This window comes from Methylocystis rosea (assembly GCF_003855495.1).
GTDB classification, from domain to species: Bacteria; Pseudomonadota; Alphaproteobacteria; order Rhizobiales; family Beijerinckiaceae; genus Methylocystis; species Methylocystis rosea_A.
This window is the reverse complement of sequence record NZ_CP034086.1, coordinates 2,858,852-2,877,985: the sequence shown is the minus strand read 5'-3', so window position 1 is coordinate 2,877,985 and position 19,134 is coordinate 2,858,852. Positions and strand designations below refer to the sequence as shown.

At 62.7% G+C, this 19,134-nt stretch carries 22 protein-coding genes; 16 read left to right on the top strand and 6 right to left on the bottom strand.

Features of this window, described 5'->3' with window-relative positions; genetic code table 11:
• The first annotated feature begins 76 nt into the window (after nt 1–76).
• The 3 genes from EHO51_RS13910 (at nt 77) to EHO51_RS13900 (ending at nt 2,972) form a co-directional block, all read left to right on the top strand.
• On the top strand, nt 77–514 hold the full coding sequence (locus EHO51_RS13910) for a GIY-YIG nuclease family protein (protein ID WP_124739386.1): 438 nt from the start codon (nt 77–79) through the stop codon (nt 512–514).
• Between the two features lie 71 nt (nt 515–585).
• Nucleotides 586–2,079: a histidine--tRNA ligase gene (gene hisS, locus EHO51_RS13905; RefSeq protein ID WP_124739385.1), complete on the top strand. Its 1,494-nt coding sequence runs from the start codon at nt 586–588 to the stop codon at nt 2,077–2,079.
• 74 nt (nt 2,080–2,153) lie between these two features.
• Nucleotides 2,154–2,972: a universal stress protein gene (locus EHO51_RS13900; RefSeq protein ID WP_124739384.1), complete on the top strand. Its 819-nt coding sequence runs from the start codon at nt 2,154–2,156 to the stop codon at nt 2,970–2,972.
• A gap of 116 nt (nt 2,973–3,088) precedes the next feature.
• On the opposite strand, the gene EHO51_RS13895 is transcribed toward EHO51_RS13900, so the two are convergent.
• Both EHO51_RS13895 and EHO51_RS13890 read right to left on the bottom strand, forming a co-directional pair.
• Nucleotides 3,089–3,583, bottom strand: coding sequence for an META domain-containing protein (locus tag EHO51_RS13895; protein WP_245434604.1), 495 nt, complete (start codon nt 3,581–3,583; stop codon nt 3,089–3,091).
• A gap of 63 nt (nt 3,584–3,646) precedes the next feature.
• Nucleotides 3,647–4,642 carry a 2-hydroxyacid dehydrogenase gene (locus EHO51_RS13890; RefSeq protein WP_018406282.1) on the bottom strand — a complete coding sequence of 332 codons (996 nt, stop codon included), beginning with the start codon at nt 4,640–4,642 and terminating at the stop codon, nt 3,647–3,649.
• A 190-nt stretch (nt 4,643–4,832) separates the two neighbouring features.
• Here EHO51_RS13890 and EHO51_RS13885 point away from each other — a divergent pair, with 190 nt between their 5' ends.
• Nucleotides 4,833–5,444, top strand: coding sequence for an SH3 domain-containing protein (locus EHO51_RS13885; protein ID WP_124739382.1), 612 nt, complete (start codon nt 4,833–4,835; stop codon nt 5,442–5,444).
• Here EHO51_RS13885 and EHO51_RS13880 read toward each other — a convergent pair whose 3' ends face one another.
• From EHO51_RS13880 to irrA, 3 genes are all read right to left on the bottom strand, one after another.
• Nucleotides 5,445–5,819 carry a response regulator gene (locus EHO51_RS13880; RefSeq protein ID WP_124739381.1) on the bottom strand — a complete coding sequence of 125 codons (375 nt, stop codon included), beginning with the start codon at nt 5,817–5,819 and terminating at the stop codon, nt 5,445–5,447.
• The gene (locus tag EHO51_RS13875; protein ID WP_124739380.1) at nt 5,816–6,802 is read right to left on the bottom strand and encodes a sensor histidine kinase; all 987 of its coding nucleotides are present in this window, start codon (nt 6,800–6,802) and stop codon (nt 5,816–5,818) included. The genes EHO51_RS13880 and EHO51_RS13875 overlap by 4 nt, the downstream gene beginning before the upstream one ends.
• Before the next feature lie 97 nt (nt 6,803–6,899).
• Entirely contained in the window at nt 6,900–7,346 is a 447-nt protein-coding gene (gene irrA / locus EHO51_RS13870) for an iron response transcriptional regulator IrrA (RefSeq protein ID WP_124739379.1), read from the bottom strand.
• A gap of 251 nt (nt 7,347–7,597) precedes the next feature.
• On the opposite strand from irrA, the gene fabA reads away from it, so the two are divergent.
• The 4 genes from fabA to EHO51_RS13850 all read left to right on the top strand — a co-directional run bounded on the left by fabA (nt 7,598) and on the right by EHO51_RS13850 (nt 10,660).
• Nucleotides 7,598–8,122 (top strand): 3-hydroxyacyl-[acyl-carrier-protein] dehydratase FabA, encoded by a 525-nt coding sequence (gene fabA / locus EHO51_RS13865; RefSeq protein WP_124739378.1) that lies wholly within the window; start codon nt 7,598–7,600, stop codon nt 8,120–8,122.
• 44 nt (nt 8,123–8,166) lie between these two features.
• Nucleotides 8,167–9,390, top strand: coding sequence for a beta-ketoacyl-ACP synthase I (gene fabB, locus EHO51_RS13860; protein ID WP_124739377.1), 1,224 nt, complete (start codon nt 8,167–8,169; stop codon nt 9,388–9,390).
• Nucleotides 9,391–9,531: 141 nt separating this feature from the next.
• Complete coding sequence (gene fabI, locus EHO51_RS13855; protein WP_124739376.1) at nt 9,532–10,341, top strand: enoyl-ACP reductase FabI; 810 nt, start codon at nt 9,532–9,534, stop codon at nt 10,339–10,341.
• A 4-nt stretch (nt 10,342–10,345) separates the two neighbouring features.
• Nucleotides 10,346–10,660, top strand: coding sequence for a c-type cytochrome (locus EHO51_RS13850; RefSeq protein ID WP_124739375.1), 315 nt, complete (start codon nt 10,346–10,348; stop codon nt 10,658–10,660).
• Nucleotides 10,661–10,696: 36 nt separating this feature from the next.
• On the opposite strand, the gene EHO51_RS13845 is transcribed toward EHO51_RS13850, so the two are convergent.
• Nucleotides 10,697–11,044: a four-helix bundle copper-binding protein gene (locus EHO51_RS13845; RefSeq protein ID WP_124739374.1), complete on the bottom strand. Its 348-nt coding sequence runs from the start codon at nt 11,042–11,044 to the stop codon at nt 10,697–10,699.
• A 458-nt stretch (nt 11,045–11,502) separates the two neighbouring features.
• On the opposite strand from EHO51_RS13845, the gene EHO51_RS13840 reads away from it, so the two are divergent.
• From EHO51_RS13840 to phoB, 8 genes are all read left to right on the top strand, one after another.
• Entirely contained in the window at nt 11,503–12,576 is a 1,074-nt protein-coding gene (locus EHO51_RS13840; protein ID WP_124739373.1) for a lysylphosphatidylglycerol synthase domain-containing protein, read from the top strand.
• Nucleotides 12,573–13,670 (top strand): ATP-binding protein, encoded by a 1,098-nt coding sequence (locus EHO51_RS13835; protein ID WP_124739372.1) that lies wholly within the window; start codon nt 12,573–12,575, stop codon nt 13,668–13,670. The genes EHO51_RS13840 and EHO51_RS13835 overlap by 4 nt, the downstream gene beginning before the upstream one ends.
• Before the next feature lie 148 nt (nt 13,671–13,818).
• Complete coding sequence (gene pstS / locus EHO51_RS13830; protein ID WP_124739371.1) at nt 13,819–14,862, top strand: phosphate ABC transporter substrate-binding protein PstS; 1,044 nt, start codon at nt 13,819–13,821, stop codon at nt 14,860–14,862.
• 245 nt (nt 14,863–15,107) lie between these two features.
• Nucleotides 15,108–15,995, top strand: coding sequence for a phosphate ABC transporter permease subunit PstC (gene pstC / locus EHO51_RS13825; RefSeq protein WP_245434888.1), 888 nt, complete (start codon nt 15,108–15,110; stop codon nt 15,993–15,995).
• 14 nt (nt 15,996–16,009) lie between these two features.
• Nucleotides 16,010–16,852 carry a phosphate ABC transporter permease PstA gene (gene pstA, locus EHO51_RS13820; protein ID WP_124739369.1) on the top strand — a complete coding sequence of 281 codons (843 nt, stop codon included), beginning with the start codon at nt 16,010–16,012 and terminating at the stop codon, nt 16,850–16,852.
• Nucleotides 16,849–17,640 (top strand): phosphate ABC transporter ATP-binding protein PstB, encoded by a 792-nt coding sequence (gene pstB / locus EHO51_RS13815; protein ID WP_124739368.1) that lies wholly within the window; start codon nt 16,849–16,851, stop codon nt 17,638–17,640. Before pstA ends, pstB begins: the two co-directional genes overlap by 4 nt.
• Nucleotides 17,641–17,664: 24 nt before the next feature.
• On the top strand, nt 17,665–18,381 hold the full coding sequence (gene phoU / locus EHO51_RS13810) for a phosphate signaling complex protein PhoU (RefSeq protein ID WP_124739367.1): 717 nt from the start codon (nt 17,665–17,667) through the stop codon (nt 18,379–18,381).
• Entirely contained in the window at nt 18,378–19,124 is a 747-nt protein-coding gene (gene phoB, locus EHO51_RS13805; protein ID WP_124739366.1) for a phosphate regulon transcriptional regulator PhoB, read from the top strand. Before phoU ends, phoB begins: the two co-directional genes overlap by 4 nt.
• The last annotated feature ends 10 nt before the right edge of the window (nt 19,125–19,134 follow it).

Sequence of the window (19,134 nt, the reverse complement as noted above, 5' to 3'; positions counted from 1 at the left end):
AACTTCGCGCGGCCACGCGGCGTGCGCGAACCCTCTCCCTGTGGGAGAGGATCGCGCCCGGGCTTTTGAGAAACCGATGATTTTTGTCGCATCCGCCGCCGATGCGCCATCGACGCCCGGCGCCTATGCGCTGGCCTTGCGTCTGGGCGCGCCGCTCGACGTCCGTATCGAGAAAAACTCGGCGACTCTTGCCGCCGGCGATTATCTCTATTGCGGCTCGGCGCGGGGCTCCGGCGGATTGCGAGCGCGATTGGCGCGACACATGCGGAAAGACAAGCGCGCCCACTGGCATGTCGATCAGCTCACGTTGGCCGGCGAAATAGTCGGCGCTTTCATTCTTGAAGGCGGCGACGAATGCGCCCTCAACGCCGCGCTTTCCGATCTGCCAATCCCGGTCGCCGGCTTCGGCAGTTCGGATTGCCGGCGCTGCGCCGCGCATTTGCGATTCTGGCCGGAAGGCGCGGCCCTTCCTTCCCGGTGGGAAAATGCTAGGAAGGCGGCACGTTGTACCTAAGAGCGAGTCGCAGAGAGCGGCCGAACTCTCGCTAGAGGCGCGGGCCATCGGTCCCGCGGCCAATCAGGCTTATGTCCAAAGACGAAATCAAAACCAAAGTTGAAGCGCGCACGCCGCGCGGGCTCGCCGACCGCGAGGCGGGCGAACTCGCCGCCACGGGCCGGATGCTCGACGTCATCCGCGAGGTCTATGAGCTCTATGGCTTCGAAGCGCTCGAGACGCCGGCGATCGAATACACCGACGCGCTCGGCAAGTTCCTGCCGGATCAGGATCGGCCCAATGAGGGGGTCTTCTCCTTTCAGGACGACGACGAGCAATGGCTGTCGCTGCGTTACGATCTGACCGCGCCGCTGGCGCGTTTCGTCGCGCAGAATTTCGACCGGCTGCCAAAGCCCTATCGCTCCTATCGCGTTGGCCATGTCTACCGGAACGAGAAGCCGGGGCCGGGGCGGTTTCGCCAGTTCATGCAGTTCGACGCCGACACCGTCGGCTCCGCCTCGCCGGCCGCCGATGCCGAGATCTGCATGATGGCGGCGGACGCCATGGAGCGCTTGGGGATCGCGCGCGGCGACTACGTCATCAAGATCAACAGCCGCAAGGTGCTCGATGGCGTGATGCAGTCGATCGGCCTTGCCGGCGAGGAGAACGCGGGCCGCCGCCTCGTCGTGCTGCGCGCCATCGACAAGCTCGATCGGCTGGGCCCCGACGGCGTTCGGCAGTTGCTGGGTGAGGGCCGCAAGGACGACAGCGGGGATTTCACCAAGGGCGCGGGGCTCCCTCTGCCGGCGATCGACACGATCCTGTCCTTCAGCCTCGGGGGACAATATCGGGACGGCGCGCCGGCTTTCGATCTCTTCGGCCTGCTCGGCAAGAGCGAGGCCGGCGCTCAGGGCGCCGAGGAACTCCTCGAGATCGAAGATCTCGCGCGCGATGCGGGCTTTGGGCCGGATCGCATCCGCATAGACCCTTCCGTCGTGCGCGGCCTTGAATATTACACCGGCCCCGTTTTCGAGGCCGACCTCACCTTTGAAACCAAAGACGAGAAGGGAAATCCCGTGCGCTTCGGCTCCGTGGGGGGCGGGGGACGCTACGACGGACTCGTCGGGCGTTTCAGATCGGAAAATACGCCGGCGACCGGCTTCTCGATCGGCGTTTCCAGGCTCTTCGCGGCCCTAAAGCTCATCGGCAGCCCCATCGTCTCGGCGCGTCCGCATGTTGGTCCGGTGGTGGTGCTGGTGCTCGATCGCGACAGGCTCGCCGACTATCAGCGGATGGCGGCGCAGCTGCGGGGCGCCGGCATCGCCGCCGAAATCTATCTCGGCGCGGCCGGCATGAAGGCGCAGATGAAATACGCCGACCGGCGCAACAGCCCGCTTGCGATCATCCAGGGCTCCGACGAAAAGGCGCGAGGGGAAGTCACCGTCAAGGATCTCGTCGCCGGCGCGAAGGCCGCCGCCAATATCGCCACCAACGAGCAATGGAAGGCGCTTCGCCCCGCTCAGTACCCCGTGCCGGAAGCCGAACTGGTCGAAGAGGTCCAAAAGGCGCTCAAGGAACAAATTTAACCTGCGGCGAAGCTGATCATTGCCAGGCGCGCAGCCGCGTATAGTTTTGCGAAGGGATAGAGGAGCAAACGCAGATGAATGGCGACACGCCCAAATCAATCGTCCATCCCACCGATCTCTCCTTCGCAAGCCAGGACGCCTTTGCACATGCGCTGCGCATCGCCGTGGCTTGTAAGAGCATGTTTCATGTTCTGCACATCGAAGCGCCCGAGACCGACGAGGACGATTGGAGCCGCTTTCCGCAGGTGCGCGAGATGCTGGCGCGCTGGAAGATGATCTCGCCCACCGCGACGCGTGAGGACGTCGCCGAGCAGCTCGGCGTTAAATTCGTCAAAGCGTCCGTTGAATCGGAATCGCCCGTCGTCGGGGTCGCCGCCTACGTCGAGCGGCACCTGTGCGATCTTCTTGTGATGATGACCCGGCCGCGCAGCGCTCTGGAGCGGCTGCTCGCCAGCTCGGTCGCGGAGGAAACGGCGCGCGAGACGCATGTGCCGGCGCTGTTCCTGCGCGAGGACCACAAAGGTTTCGTCGACCGCGAGACGGGCGCCGTCTCGCTCAATACGGTGCTGATGCCGGTCGAGGCGACGGTCTCGCCGCTCGACGCCTTCCGCCACGTCGCCGCAATCGCGCATTGTCTCAACCCGGCCGCCGACGTCATGCTGCTGCATGTCGGCGACGATCTGCCGCTTTTTGAAGGGCTGCTGCCGCACATCGAGCTACGCCGCGGCCCCGTCGTCGAAACCATTCTCTCCTACGCGAAGGAGATCAAGGCCGACATGATCGCCATGCCGACGCGTGGCCGAAAGGGCCTGCTGGAGGCGCTGCGCGGCTCGACGACGCAGCGTGTGCTGCACGAGGCGCCCTGTCCGCTGCTCGCGTCGCCGGTGAAATAATCGCCGACGTCGCCGCTTGCTCCCGACAGGCCGAAGGCCTGATCGGGACGCCCGTCGCGATCGGCATTCCGGGAGTCTCTTCGGGAATCTCGCTGATCGCGAACGACTGACCGGTGCTAGAGCGAGCGCTGGAAATGCAGCACGCCGCCCTGCGCGCCCTTCAGGATGAGGTCGTCGCCCTTGGTGTCCCAAAAGGGGCCCGAGAGTAGGACCGCCCAATAGTCGCGCTCGAAGGCGGCGAGCGGGCCTTCACATTTGCGTTCGTTGACCGCCGGCATGGTGCGGGGTCCGAGCCGGTTGGGGCCGATGATGAAGATGCCCGACCAGTTCTTGCAGCCCGAAAAACCGTTGGCGCGGCCCGTTGAGTCGATCGAGATCCACATCTCCACCGGCGGCGCTTTGCCGTTGATCTCCTTGAGCACGAAGTTCTGATTGTGCGGGAACGGCTGATAGCGCGGAAGTCCGCCCGTCTCTTTGTTTTCTTCTTCCGGCTGCTTCTGCTCCGCGCCTTGAGGCGGCTTGGCGCTCTTCGCGCTCTTGGCGTCGGTAGGCCCGGAGGCGAGCGCGACGGCGCAGAGCGAGGCGGCTAGGGCGAGCAAAATCCTGTTCATCGCGTCAATCATCCTCCCCATAAAGCGACCCGCGCCAGGCGGCCGAGGCCGCAGCGCAGCGCCTTATAGCATGCTCGGCAGGACGCGGTCAGGCGGGCGGTGGCCGTCCATGAAGGTTTTGATGTTGATGATCACTTTCTCGCCCATATCGATGCGGCCTTCGATCGTCGCCGAGCCCATATGCGGGAGCAGCGTGACTTTCCCGGCCTTGGCGAGCTTCAATAATTTGGGAGAGACGGCGGGTTCATGCTCGAAGACGTCGAGCCCGGCGCCGGCCATCTCATCCGCTTCAAGCATGCGCACCAGCGCGTTCTCGTCGACGATCTCACCGCGTGCGGTGTTGATCAGAATGGCGTGCGGACGCAGATGCGCCAGTCTGCGGGCGGAGAGAAGGTGATAGGTGGCCGGCGTATGCGGACAGTGGATCGACACGACGTCGACCCGCGCCAGCATCTGATCGAGCGACTCCCAATAGGTCGCCTCCAATTGCTCTTCGAGATCGGCCGAGACTCGCCGACGATTATGGTAGTGGATTGAAAGTCCGAAGCTTTTCGCCCGCCGCGCCAAGGCTTGGCCGATCCGGCCCATGCCGACGATGCCGAGCCTCTTGCCGGTGATCCGATGGCCGAGCATCCAGGTCGGCGACCAGCCCGCCCAAGCGCCGTCGGGAATGGCGCTCGCGCCTTCGACGAGACGACGCGCCACCGAAAGGATCAGCGCCATCGTCATGTCGGCCGTGTCTTCGGTCAGAACGCCGGGCGTGTTGGTGACGGTAATGGAGCGATCGAGCGCCGAGGCGACGTCGATATTGTCGACGCCATTGCCGAAATTGGCGATCAGCTTCATTTGCTCGCCGGCCTGGGCGATCAGATGGGAATCGATACGGTCGGTGATGGTCGGCACCAGCACGTCGGCCGTGCGCATGGCCTCGACGAGTTCGTCATGAGTGAGCGGCTTGTCGCTTTCGTTGAGGCGCGTGTCGAACAACTCGCACATGCGGGTTTCGATGACCTCGGGCAGCCGGCGCGACACGACAACGAGCGGCTTCTTTTTCGGCATATCCCTGGTCGTGCCTCCGCGTTTATGTTGTGTTGCAGCAGCGTTTCTGCGATTGCGCTATGAGCTTCGCCGCGTTGCCGCGGCGGATGAAAAGACGCCGGCGAGTTTCGCCGGCTTCAACCGGGTCTTAACGACGGTCAGCGACAAAACCAATACGCCTCCTCAACGGACGCATTCGACTTCCTAGCAGATGACGGGCCAAAGACAAGCGAGCGATCAGTCAATCATGTCGCGAATAAATGCAGAATCTGAGCCAGTTTCGGCAGCTTTCTCAAACGCTCAGGAACTTTTCCAAAAGCGTCGCCGCGGGTTTTTCGCCGCGCTCGTTTGCGCGGTTTTTTGCGCAGCGCACGCCGGCGCTCAGGAGCCGCAGAAGGGCCCGGTGAGCGGCCTGCCCTTGCCCCGCTACGTCAGCCTCAAATCGGATCGGGTCAATGTTCGAGAGGGGCCGAGCAAGGAACATCCGACCCTCTGGATCTACGAACGCGCTGCGCTCCCCGTCGAGATCACCGCCGAATTTGAAACCTGGCGCAAGATCCGCGATTCCGAAGGCGCCGAAGGCTGGGTGTTGCACTCGCTGCTCTCTGGACGGCGCACCGCCTTGGTTGCGCCGTGGAAAAAGGAGCCACAGCTTCTCTTGGCCGCCGATCATTCGACGCCCGCGGCCAAGCTCGGCCCCGGCGTCATCGGCAATTTGCGCAGTTGCGACGGTAAATGGTGCCGCATCGCCGGCAAGGGCTTTGACGGCTACATGGAGCAGGAAAATCTGTGGGGCGTCTATCCGGGCGAGAAATTCGAATAGTCAGCCGGATGGACCGCCGGGCATGCGGCTCTTGAGTTTCTCCAATGCCGTCGAAATGGCGTCCCGACTGAAGGGCTTGGTGACGACCGGCGCATCGGCATGCGCCTCAAGCACGCCCTGTTCGCCGTAGCCCGTCACGAAGGCGAAGGGCTTATGCCGGCGCTCCAGGACGCCGGGGAGAACATGAGCTTTCTGGCCATTGAGGTTGATGTCGAGAAAGGCGAGATCGAAATCTTCGCTCGTCGCCTTTTGCAGAGCGTCCTGCACATTGCCCGCAGTGGCGACGACGCGGGCGCCGAGCTCCTCGAGAAACATCTCGAGGGCCATGGCGATGACCGCCTCGTCTTCCACGATGAGGATACGCGGTTCACTCATTTGAGCATTTCCACTGTGAGGGGGATGTCCATTGCGCATCGCAATCCTTCAGGCGGGAATTTGATCGCGACTTGAGCGCCTGCTTCGGAAGCGAGCGTCCTCTCGATCAATCGCATGCCAAATCCTTTGTCGGACGGAGGGGAGATCGCCGGCCCGCCGTGCTCGCGCCAGACGAGATGCAGCATAGGCGTCCGGCGCGCCGAGTCGACGCCCCAGTCGACGGCGACCCGTCCGCTCGGCGCCGAGAGCGATCCGTATCTGACGGCGTTCGTGCACAATTCATGCAGCGTCATCGCCAGGGCCGCCGCGATGCGCGGGCAGACGTCGACAGGCGGTCCTGAAACGTCGAAATTCTCCTGGCCCGCAGGGGCGATGGCGGTACGCACGAGTTCGTCGACCTGCGCCTTCGTCCAGTTTTCACGGGTCAGCACGTCATGCACGGCGGCAAGCGCCAGCAAACGATTCTCAAAGAGCTCCACCGAATTCTGCTTCAACTCGCGCAAGGAATGCAACGCGATCGAGTGAACCGTCGCAAGCGTATTTTTGACGCGATGGTTGAGCTCGTGGATCAGAAGCTGCAGGCGTTCGCGGTCGCGTTCCTGTTCGGTGACGTCGGTGTTCGTGCCGAACCAGCCGACGACGGCGCCGTTCTCGCGCAGCGGTTCGATGCGCGTCAGGAACGGTCGATAGAGCCCGTCGGCGCCCTTGAGCGGAAAGATCATCTGGAAAAATTCGCCGTGCTGGATCGCATGAGTCCAGCGCTCCAGCATCTTGGGCAGCACGTCCGGATGATGTACCGATTGCCAACCCCACCCCGCCATCTCCTCGGGAGTCGTGCCGGTATATTCGTACCACCGGTCATTGTACCAAAACACCCAGCCGTCCGGTCGCGCCATCCAAGCAAGATTCGGTATGGAATTGGCGAGCGCCTTGAACTGCGCGTAGGTGATCTCGGATTCCTGTTCGGTCGCCCGCTGCGACATTGTTCCTCGCCCCAACCTGTTTTCGAAGAGGTCTCGACGGTCCTACAGGGCGTCGAACTCCTTCGAAAATTTGTCGTCCCCGGAATATAGGGCAGGCTTAGGCGCGGCGAAGACGCACCACCACATCTACGCGTGCGACCCGCAAACCGTCGGGCGGCTGGGGAAGATCGGAGACCGAGACATTCGCGCCGGCGATGTCGTACAGCTCACCGTCGTCTTCGAGGAGGAAATGATGGTGGTCGGCGGTGTTGGTGTCGAAATACACCCGGGCGCCGTCGACGGCGATCTCCCGCAGCAAGCCAACCTGGGTGAACTGGTGGAGCGCATTATACACGGTCGCGAGCGACACGGAGAGATTAGCGGCGAGGGCTTCCTCATAGAGCCGCTCCGCCGTGACATGACGATCGCCGCTTTGACCGAACAGCAGCTCGCCGAGCGCCAGCCGCTGGCGGGTCGGCCGCAGCCCGGCGTCGGCCAACAAGTCCGCGACGGGCTTGCGCGGCGCAGAGTCTGGCGGAACGGTCGAATTCGGCTCGGCGTCCATTGCAGCGGCTCGCGGTTTTCTGCTCTCGCGGTTTTCTCTTTGGCATCATAGGGGGAATGGCGGGAAATTCAACGCCGCTCGGCTGTTGTGAACCCGCTCGCGACGGCGCTTCCGGCCCGAGCGAGGCTATGTTACGGATCGCTTCGCCCAAAGAGCGGCGCCGCTGGCGGCGCAAAAGATAAGGGCGCGCCTTTTGAGGGCGCTTGGGGAGGATGGGCCTTTAAAGGCTCCAACGCGAGGAATAAGGGACGATGGGCGAAAGGCGCTCCTCATTCGGCTACGAGGATTTACTGGCGTGCGGCGAGGAGAAGCTGTTCGGCCCGGGAAATGCGCAGCTGCCGCTGCCGCCGATGCTGATGTTCGACCGGATCACCGAGATCTTCGAAGACGGCGGCGAGCACGGCAAAGGCTACATGCGCGCCGAACTCGACATTAAGCCGAGCCTTTGGTTCTTCGACTGCCATTTCAAGTGCAATCCGGTCATGCCGGGCTGCCTTGGGCTCGACGCGCTGTGGCAGATGGTCGGCTTCTATCTCGCCTGGCTCGACAATCCGGGACGCGGCATGGCGCTCGGCGTCGGCGAGGTGAAATTCAGCGGGCAAGTTCGCCCGACCGTCAAAAAGGTGACCTACGGCATCGACTTTAAGCGCGTCTTCAAGGGCAAGCTTGTGCTTGGCATCGCCGACGGCTGGGCCGCGGCGGACGGCGAGCGCATCTATGAGGCGAAGGACTTGAAAGTCGGGCTCGCCAAGGCCGAGGCGCCGGCCGCCGCCTGACGCGCACAGCAAGGCGCGGGAAAGCGCCGCCAAGGAGTTGGACAATGAGACGAGTCGTCGTCACCGGCATGGGAATTGTGTCGTCGATCGGCAACACCACCCAGGAAGTTATCGCTTCGCTGCGCGAGGCGAAGTCTGGCATCTCGCGCGCGGAGAAATACGCCGAACTCGGCTTCCGTTCGCAGGTGTACGGAATGCCGTCGCTCGACCCCTCGACGATCGTCGATCGCCGCGCCATGCGCTTCCACGCCACAGGCACGGCGTGGAATCATGTCGCCATGGATCAGGCGATCGCCGACGCCGGCCTGACCGAAGCGGAAATCTCCAACGAGCGCACCGGAATCATCATGGGGTCGGGCGGCCCTTCGACCCACACGCTTGTCGAATCTGCCGACATCACCCGCACCAAGGGACCCAAGCGCGTCGGTCCCTTCGCCGTGCCCAAATGCATGTCTTCGACCGCCTCGGCGACGCTTGCGGTCTGGTTCAAGATCAAGGGCGTCAACTATTCGATCTCGTCCGCCTGCGCCACGTCCAATCACTGCATCGGCAACGCATACGAACTGATTCAGTACGGCAAGCAGGACATGATTTTCGCCGGCGGCTGCGAGGAGCTGGAGTGGGAGCTCTCGGTCCTTTTCGACGCCATGGGCGCGATGTCCTCCTCCTACAATGATCGGCCGGCGACGGCGTCGCGCGCCTATGACAAGAATCGCGACGGATTCGTCATCGCCGGCGGCGCGGGCGTGCTGGTGCTCGAAGAACTCGAACACGCCAAGGCGCGCGGCGCGAAGATCTACGGCGAGATCGCGGGCTACGGCGCGACCTCTGACGGCCATGACATGGTGGCGCCCTCCGGCGAGGGCGCGGTGCGCTGCATGCGGCAGGCGCTCGCGACGGTGAAATGCCCGATCGACTACATCAACCCCCACGCCACGGCGACCCCCGTCGGCGACGCCAAGGAAATCGAAGCGCTGCGCGAAGTGTTCGGCGTCGGCGACAAATGTCCGCCGATCGCCGCGACCAAATCCCTGACCGGCCATTCGCTCGGCGCGACGGGCGTGCAGGAGGCGATCTATTCCTTGTTGATGATGCAGAACGGCTTTATCTGCGAGAGCGCTAATATCGAAGAGCTCGATCCGGATTTCGCCGACATGCCCATCATGCGCGAACGCCGCGACAATGTGAAGCTCGGCGCGGTGCTGTCGAACTCATTCGGCTTCGGCGGCACCAATGCGACATTGGTGTTCAAGCATCCAGACGCGTAAGTCCGCGACAACGAGCGTCATGGCCGGGCTTGTCAATCGCCGATACGGCCGGCCCAGAGCGTCCGTTCTACTTCGCTCGTCTGCTATCTCCGATAGGCTTAGGCCCAAACTTTCGATCTCTCCTACGATGACAATCGCCATATGACAGTTTCAACCGGTCTCATGCAGGGTAAGCGCGGCCTCATCATGGGCGTCGCCAATGATCATTCGATCGCCTATGGCATCGCGCGCGTTCTTGCGCGCCACGGCGCGACGCTCGCATTCACCTATCAGGGCGAGGCGCTCGGCAAGCGCGTCAAGCCGCTCGCGCAGGAGCTCGGGTCGAACCTCGTGCTGCCGTGCGACGCCGAGGATATTTCGACGGTGGATCAGGTGTTCGCCCGTCTCGAATACGACTGGGGCGATATGGATTTTCTCGTCCACTCGATCGCTTATTCCGACAAGAGCGAATTGAAGGGACTCTACGCGGACACCACGCGCGAGAATTTCATTCGCACGCTTGTCATTTCCTGTTTTTCCTTCACCGAAGCCGCGCGCCGCGCCGCCACGCTGATGAAGAACGGCGGATCGTTGCTGACGGTCAGCTTCGGCGGCGGCACGCATGTCATGCCGAATTACAACGTCATGGGCGTGGCGAAGGCTGCGCTCGATTCATCCGTGCGCTATCTTGCCGCCGATTTCGGCGATCGCGGCATTCGCGTCAATGCGCTGTCGCCCGGCCCGGTGCGCACGATGGCGGGCGCCGGCATCACAGGCGCGCGGGCGATGGGCGCGTTTCAAAAAAAGCATAGTCCGTTGCGCCGGATGATCACGCTTGATGAAATCGGCGGCTCGGCGCTTTATTTACTATCGGAGCTGTCGGGCGGCGTGACGGGCGAAGTGCATCTTGTCGACGCCGGCTATAATATCATGTTGCAGCCACGTCCCGAGGATCTCAACGGCGAGGAGTAAGGCAATGAGGATAGCGCTTTCTTTGGGCATGGTCCTTGTTGCGGCGCCGGCTATGGCCGCGAGCGCGGATCCGACGACCGGCGCGCAAATCGCCAAAGCCGAATGCGCCTCATGCCATGCCGTTGGATCCGACGCAGAGGCCAAGAGCCCGGATCCCAAGGCGCCGCGCTTTATCGATGTCGCCAACATGCCTTCGACGACGGAACTGTCGCTCAAAGTTTTCCTGCGCTCTTCGCATAAGAACATGCCCAACATCATTCTCGCTCGCGAAGAGATCGACTCGCTGGCGAGCTATATTTTGGGGCTTGGCGGCAAATAGCCGCCAAGCTGAATGCAATCTGCTCCGCGCGGATATTTATGCGGCCATCTTGCGTCCGGACATCCTGCGGCATTCTTCGGCGCAGCGACGGCATTCGTCGGCGCATTCCTTCATGTCCGGAATCGGATCGCACTCCTTGGCGCAGGTTTCGCAAGCCTCGGCGCAAAGCGCGCACATCTGTTTGGCCAGCGGCGAATTCATCAGCATCATTTGCGTGCTGTTGCGGCACATATCGGCGCAGGCGATCATCGCCCGAAAATGTTTGGGCTTCACATGCTCGCCGCCTTCCTCGAGACAATGGGTCATCGCCATGCCAAAGCACATCTGATAACAGTTCAGGCAGGCGTCGATGCAGGCCTGCATTTCCTTCGGGATCATGTGCATGATGGATCGTTCCTCTTACAGGCTTTCCGCCTCCCGCCGCCTCGCAGGCAGCTAGTTCACCGGCCTCGCAGGTCAAGATTTGCGCTTAGAGCGCTTCCCGATCACATGGAATCATGTGATCGATAAGGAATCGCTCAAAATCAAAATATTGGAGCAGGTTCTCATCGAAAAAGTCTGTCAACTTTTTCGGAACCTGCCCTAAGGCGCAGGACGATCGGTCACGCTTCAGCCTTCGAGTAACAGGCGCAGACTTGACGTCCGATCGCCGAGCGCCAACCTTTCTGCGAGGCGCGCGCGACAGAGATCGTGCTAGTCGTGCTAGTCATCGCCATGACATGATCGAGGGATTGAACCGGATGACGCTTGCAAGACGACAAAGGCAAGCTTCAAGAGAGATGATGAGTATGAGGGTTGTGCATTGAGGGCTCCGAGATCCGAGCGTTGGGCGCGAGGGCGGCGTGACCTCGCGCGATAACGACGTATTCGAAGCCACGACGCCGGGGTTGCCCGTCGTGAGGCCACAAGCAAGCGGCGGATTTTTTGGGTCGCTGCGTGAACGGCTGCCGAGAGGCGCGCTCGGCGTGCTGGGCGTGGCGGCCAGTCTCGCCGTCTTTGCACTCGCTGCTTATATCCTAGGCCGAACGCTCTCAAGCCTCAGCTATGCCGATCTGCTGAACGCGTTTCGCGCGACGAGCGGCGCGCAGATTCTCGCGTCCCTGGCCCTCTCCGCGCTCTCCTATCTGTTCTTGACCGGTTATGACGTCGTCGCGCTCTACCATTTGCGAGCGCGTGCGCCCTACAGGGTCGCTGCGCTCGCGTCCTTCGCAAGCTACGCCATTTCCTTCAACCTCGGATTTCCGATCATCACCAGCGCGGCCGTGCGCTACTGGATTTACTCGCGCGTCGCATTGAACGCGCTGCAAGTCGCCAACATCACCGTCTTCGCCGGCGTCACGTTCTGGCTTGGGATGACGCTGGTGATGGGCATAGGCTTCATCTATGGCGCGGACGCGCTCGAGGCGCTCGATGGCTTGCCGGCCTTCCTTCACATCATTCCGGGCGTGCTGATACTTGCAGGCGTGCTGTTCTATTTCGCCTGGGTGACGGTTGATCGCCGCAGCATTCGGCTTCGCGGCCACGCTCTCGAACTGCCGGGCTTCGTCCCGACTTTGGCGCAGTTCACGCTTGGGGTCGCCGACCTGTGCTGCGCCGCAGGCGCGCTCTATGTGCTGCTTCCCGAGGGCGTCCCGCTGGACTTTGTGCCCTTCGTCGCGGTTTATGTCGTCGCCTGCATCCTGGGCGTGATCAGCCATGCGCCGGGCGGCATCGGCGTCTTCGAGGCGACGATGCTGCACGCTATTCCGGCGGCTTCGCATGAAAGCATTCTGGCGTCGCTGCTTCTGTTTCGCATGATCTATTACTTTCTCCCATTCGTTGTCGCGCTTGCGCTTCTCGGCGCCGACGAGGGCGCGCGCCGTTGGGGGACGCTGCGGGATGCAATCGCACGCATCCTGGAAGAGCGCTCGAATTGAACGGCGCCGGACCCGTCGCGGTGACGCTGTCAACCCAGCGGCTCAAATGGCGCGATCAGGCGATCGATCTCCTCGCGCCGATCATCAACGCACTTCCGGAGCCGATCTTCGTTATCGACTCCGAAACTCATGTCATCGCCGTCAACGCCGCGGCGCACGCGCTCTCGCCGGCCATTCGGTCGGGCGAACCGCTCTCCCGCAGCCTTCGCTCGCCGGACATGCTCGACGCCGTGGCGCGCGTGCTCGCCGGCGGCGAGACGGAGAAGACCGTCTGGGTCGAACGTCTGCCGGTGGAATGCTGGTTTGAAGCGCATGTCGCGCCAATGCAAATCGAAGGGTTCGAGCCGGCCGCCGTCGTGAGCCTGCGCGATCTGACCGAATCCCGGCGCGTCGAGCGGATGCGCGTCGACTTTGTCGCCAACGCCAGTCACGAGCTGCGCACGCCGCTCGCTTCGCTGCTGGGTTTTGTCGAAACCTTGCAAGGTCCCGCGCGCGAGGACGCCGTCACCCGAAACAAATTCCTCGGCATCATGCGCGAGCAGGCGCAGCGGATGGCCCGCCTCGTCGACGATCTGCTGTCGCTCTCGCGCATCGAGCAGCACATGCATCTGCGGCCCGCGACTCCCGTCGATCTCACGCTGCTCGTCGCGCATATCGTCGACACGCTGTCGCAGATGGCCGAAGACAGGGGCGTCGCCATCAATCTCGATCTGCAGCCGAACGTCGTCGCGCCGGGAGATCGGGACGAACTTGCCCGGGTGATCGAGAATCTCGTCGAGAACGCCCTGAAATACGGGTGTGGCGACGACGGCGGCTGCAAGCCCATCGACATTTCGCTGGCCCGCAAGGGGACGCTCGTCGTTCTCTCGGTGCGCGACTATGGTCCCGGCGTCGCGCCGGAGCATATTCCGCGCCTGACCGAGCGTTTCTATCGGGTCGACGCCGGCAAGAGCCGCGCCAAAGGCGGCACTGGATTGGGCCTCGCCATCGTCAAACATATCGTGCTGCGCCACCGTGGCCGGCTCGGGATCGAATCCGCGCTTGGCGAGGGAACGCTGTTTCGCGTCATTTTGCCGGCGAGCGATTCAGCCTAGAATTATAAGTATCTGAAAAACAAACATATTTACTGTCATCATCTTGTAATTTTTCCGTCACAAAAAGCTATTGTCGGACCAGTAGTTTCTGTCGCGCGATGACGCGGGGCGCATCGCAAGTCCGTTCTCGAGCAAAAGAGACCTTCAAATGATCTCGACGATTTTCAGGCGCGGCGCTGGCGCGGCGCTGGCGCTCGCCGTCATGTGCGGCGCCGCCGCAGCCATCGACATTTCCGGCGCCGGCGCGACCTTCCCCTATCCGATCTACGCCAAATGGGCTGAAGCGTATCGGAAGGATACCGGCAATGGCCTTAACTATCAGTCCATCGGGTCGGGCGGCGGCATCAAGCAGGTCAAGGCGCGCACCGTCACGTTTGGCGCGTCCGACCAGCCGCTCAAGGCCGAGGAGCTTCAGGCGGCGGGTCTTGTGCAGTGGCCGCAAGTGATTGGCGGCATCGTGCCGGTGATCAATCTCGAAGGCGTCGCCGGCGGCGACCTCACGCTCGATGGCTTGACCGTTGCAAAAATCTTCCTCGGCGAAATCGTCAAATGGGACGATGCGGCGATCAAGAAGCTCAATCCGAAGGCGAAGCTGCCGTCGCAGCCGATCGTCGTCGTGCATCGCTCGGACGGTTCGGGAACGACTTTCAATTTCACGAACTATCTCTCGAAGGTTTCGCCCGACTGGAAGTCGAAGGTCGGCGAGAACACGTCGGTCGAATGGCCGGTCGGCATCGGCGCCAAGGGCAATGAAGGCGTCGCCAACAACGTCGCCAACACCAAAGGCGCAATCGGCTATGTCGAATATGCCTACGCCAAGCAGAACAAGCTGACCTATACCAAGATGGTCAATAAGGACGGCAAGGTCGTCCCGCCCAGCATGGAGACTTTCCAGGCGGCGGCCGCTGGCGCCGACTGGTCGCATGCCGAGGGTTTCTACGAAATTCTGACGAATGAGCCGGGCGCCAAGGCGTGGCCGATAACGGCGGCGACCTTCATCTTGCTGCCCAAGGAGCCTAAGTCCGAAGCCGATGCGGCCGAGGCGCTCAAATTCTTCTCCTGGGCTTTCGCCAATGGCGGCAAGATGGCGGAGGAGCTCGACTATATTCCCATGCCGAAACCGGTGGTCGAGCTCATCAAGAAGAGCTGGGCGAATGTAAAGAGCGCGGACGGCAAACCCCTGTTGCATTAGCCGGACCGCGCTGATCGCGAATAGATCCCGACGGCCGTTTCATGCTGTCGTCGGGAAGGTCATGACGCCGAGGACCGGCGCCGGGAGCGGGTGAAATGCTGTCGATCGAGCCGAGTCGGCGTGAATTGAATGGAGCGGGCGACGTGTCGGATTTAGCTTTGGAGCAACAAGCCTCGCAGTCGGTGATCGCGGATCGCACGCGCGTGCTGGCGCGCATCGCGCTCCTTGATCGCGTCTTTCATCAAATGACCCGTGCGGCGGCCGTTATCGTGCTGGTGATTCTGGCCGGCGTCATCGTCTCGCTCGTCTACGGCTCTATGCCTGCGATCCAGGCATTTGGCTTTGGCTTCCTCACGTCGCAGGCCTGGAACCCGGTCACCGAGAACTTCGGCGCGGCGGCGGCGATATATGGCACGCTCGTCACATCGATCGTCGCCATGGTGATCGCGGTGCCGGTCGGCCTCGGCGTCGCCACCTTCCTTACCGAGCTTTGTCCGCATGCGTTGCGCCGGCCGATCGGCGTCGCGATCGAGCTTCTCGCCGGCATTCCCTCGATCATCTACGGAATCTGGGGCCTCTTCGTGCTGGCGCCTTTTCTGCAATCGCATGTGCAGCCGGCGCTGATATCGGCCTTTGGCGACATTCCGTTTTTCTCGACGCTCTTCGCCGGTCCGCCTTACGGCATCGGCATGCTGACGGCGGGCTTCATTCTCGCGATCATGGTGCTGCCCTTCATCGCCTCGATCTCGCGCGACGTCTTCGAGACCGTGCCGCCGGTGCTGAAAGAAGCGGCCTGGGGCATCGGCGCCACGACATGGGAAGTGATGCGTTATGTCGTCGTCCCTTACACGCGCGTCGGCGTGATCGGCGGCATGATGCTGGGCCTGGGCCGCGCGCTTGGCGAGACAATGGCCGTCACTTTCGTCATCGGCAACGCGCACAAGATTTCCGGATCGCTGCTTGCGCCCGGCACGACGATCTCGGCGACCATCGCCAATGAGTTCACCGAAGCGGTCGGCGATCTTTACACCTCGGCGCTCATCGAACTTGGCCTTATCCTCTTCGTCATCACCTTCTTCGTTCTCGCTCTGGCGCGTTACATGCTGATGCGCATCGAGCAGAAGTCGGCGTAAGAAAGAACGAGCTCATGTCGCTTTATGCTTCACGCCGCGGCGCCAACTCAGCCGCCACCACGCTGTGCTGGGTGGCCGCTGTGTTCGGCCTTTCCTGGCTGGCCTTGATCCTCGGCTCTCTCGTTTATGAGGGCGTGCGCGGCCTGTCGCCGGCGGTCTTCACCGAGATGACGCCGCCGCCCGGCAGCAAGGGCGGCCTTCTCAACGCCATCGCCGGATCGCTTGTCATGACGATCATCGGCGTCGCCATCGGCACGCCGCTGGGCATGCTGGCCGGCACTTATATGGCCGAATACGGACGCTATTCGAAGCTCACGATGATCGTGCGCTTCATCAACGATATCCTGCTCAGCGCGCCATCGATCGTCATCGGCCTCTTCGTGTATGAGATTCTCGTTCACCCGATGGGCCACTTCTCGGCGATCTCGGGCGCCGTGGCGCTGGCGCTGTTGGTCGTCCCTGTCGTCGTGCGAACCACCGAGGATATGCTGCTGCTTGTGCCCGGTTCGATGCGCGAGGCGGCTTCGGCGCTCGGCGCGCCCCGTGCGCATGTCGTTGCCAAGGTCGCCTATCGCGCCGCCAAGGCTGGACTGATCACCGGCGTGTTGCTCGCTGTGGCGCGCGTCTCGGGGGAGACGGCGCCGCTGCTCTTCACCGCGCTCAACAATCAGTTCTGGAGCAGCGACCTCACCGCCCCAATGGCGAGCCTGCCGGTCGTCATCTTTCAGTTCGCCCTGTCGCCCTACAAGGACTGGCAGCAGCTCGCTTGGACCGGCGCGCTGCTCATCACTGTCGCTGTTCTCGCTCTCTCGATCGCGGCCCGCGCGCTCAGCGCCGGGCGGAGGAACTCGAAATGAACGCCGCTGCTCAAATTGCTCAAGTAAAGGCGCCGCTGACCAAGGTTTCAATGCGGAATCTCGACTTCTTTTACGGCGAGTCGCATTCGCTCAAAGCCGTCACCATGCCCTTATACGCTAATAAGGTGACATCCTTCATCGGCCCCTCGGGCTGCGGCAAGTCCACGCTGCTGCGCGTCTTGAACCGCATGTATGATCTCTATCCCGGCCAGCGCGCCGAGGGAGAGGTGCTGCTCGACGGCGAGAATATTCTCGATCCGGCGGTCGACATTAACGCCTTGCGCTCGCGCATCGGCATGGTGTTCCAAAAGCCGACGCCCTTTCCAATGTCGATCTATGAGAACATCGCGTTCGGCATTCGGCTATACGAGAAACTGCCGCGCGCCGACATGGACGCGCGCGTCGAAGGCGCGCTGCGCGGCGCCGCTCTTTGGGACGAGGTCAAGGACAAGCTTCACACCAGCGGTCTGGGCCTGTCAGGCGGACAGCAGCAGCGACTCTGCATCGCGCGCAGCGTCGCGGTGCAGCCGGAGATCATTCTGTTCGACGAGCCGTGTTCGGCGCTCGATCCGATTTCGACGGCGAAGGTCGAGGAGCTGATAGACGAATTGGCCAGCCGCTACACCATAGCGATCGTCACCCACAACATGCAGCAGGCGGTGCGCGTCTCTGATTACACGGCGTTCATGTATCTCGGCGAGCTCGTCGAATTCGGCGAGACGGACGACGTGTTCAACAAGCCCCAAGCGAAGCGCACGCTCGACTACATCACCGGCCGTTTTGGCTAAACCAGCGATTCAAGGACGGCGCTCATGAGCGATCATATTGTTAAATCCTACGACCGGGACCTTGAAGCCCTGGGACGCCGCATCGCTGAAATGGGCGGCGTCGCGGAGAAAATGCTGGCGGAGGCGATGGACGCTTTGTCGACCTTCGACGTCGACCTCGCCCACCGCGTCGTCTCCAGCGATCCTCGTCTCGACGCGTTGCAGCGCGAAATCGAGGAGAACGCCATTCTCACCATCGCGCGCCGGCAGCCGCTTGCGGTCGATCTGCGTGAATGCATCGCCGCGATCCGCATTTCCGGCGACATCGAGCGCGTCGGCGATCTGGCCAAGAACATCGCCAAGAGAACGCTCAAGATCGTGTCGGAGGCGCGCGTGCCGCGCGCGATCGTCGGTCTGAAGTCGATGCATGAAATCGCCGCGATGCAGCTTAAGGACTCGTTGGACGCCTACGCCTTGCGCGACACCGAGCGGGCGCGCGCGGTCTGGCAGAACGATTCCGATCTCGACGCGCTGGAGGATTCGGTGTTCCGCGATCTCCTCACCTTCATGATGGAGGACCCGCGCAACATCTCCTTCTGTACGCATCTCCTGTTCTGCTCGAAGAATCTGGAGCGGATCGGCGATCACACGACCAACATCTCGGAGACGGTCGTTTATCTGGTCACCGGCGAGGCGATGCCCACGGAGCGGCCGAAGACGCGCGTTCCCGACTTCGGCCTGAAGGACGAGGCGGCGCAATGAGCGACGTGACGTCCGCCGTCCTACAGCGGATTGGGAAAAGCGATCGGGCGCCGCGAATCCTCGTCGTCGAGGACGAGACGTCGCTCGCGACGCTGCTCGTGTATAACCTTGAAGCGGAAGGCTATCAGGTCGAACATGTCGACAATGGCGATGAAGCCGAACTGCGGCTCGCCGAGTCGCCGCCCGATCTCGTCATTCTCGACTGGATGCTGCCGGGCGTTTCCGGACTTGAAATCTGCCGACGCCTGCGGGCGCGGGACAGCGCGCGAGACATGCCGGTGATCATGCTGACCGCGCGCGGCGAGGAAGGCGAGCGCGTGCGCGGCCTTTCGGTCGGCGCCGATGATTATGTCGTCAAACCGTTTTCGACTCCGGAGCTGATGGCGCGGGTGCGCGCGCTGCTGCGCCGGGCGCGGCCCGAGCGCGTCGCTTCACGGCTCACGCTCGGCGATATCGACCTCGACCGCGACACCCGTCGCGTGCGGCGATCCGGCCGCGAAATCCACCTCGGTCCGACCGAATTCCGGCTGCTCGAATATTTTATGGAGAAGCCCGGACGCGTGTTCACGCGGGCGCAGCTGCTCGACAGTGTTTGGGGCATGTCGGCGGAGATCGACGAGCGTACGGTCGACGTCCATGTCGGACGGCTCCGCAAGGCGCTGATCCGCGGCCGCGAGAAGGATCCGATCCGCACGGTGCGCGGCGCGGGCTATTCTTTCGATGAAACGTTCGGACACGAGTGACGTGTCCGAT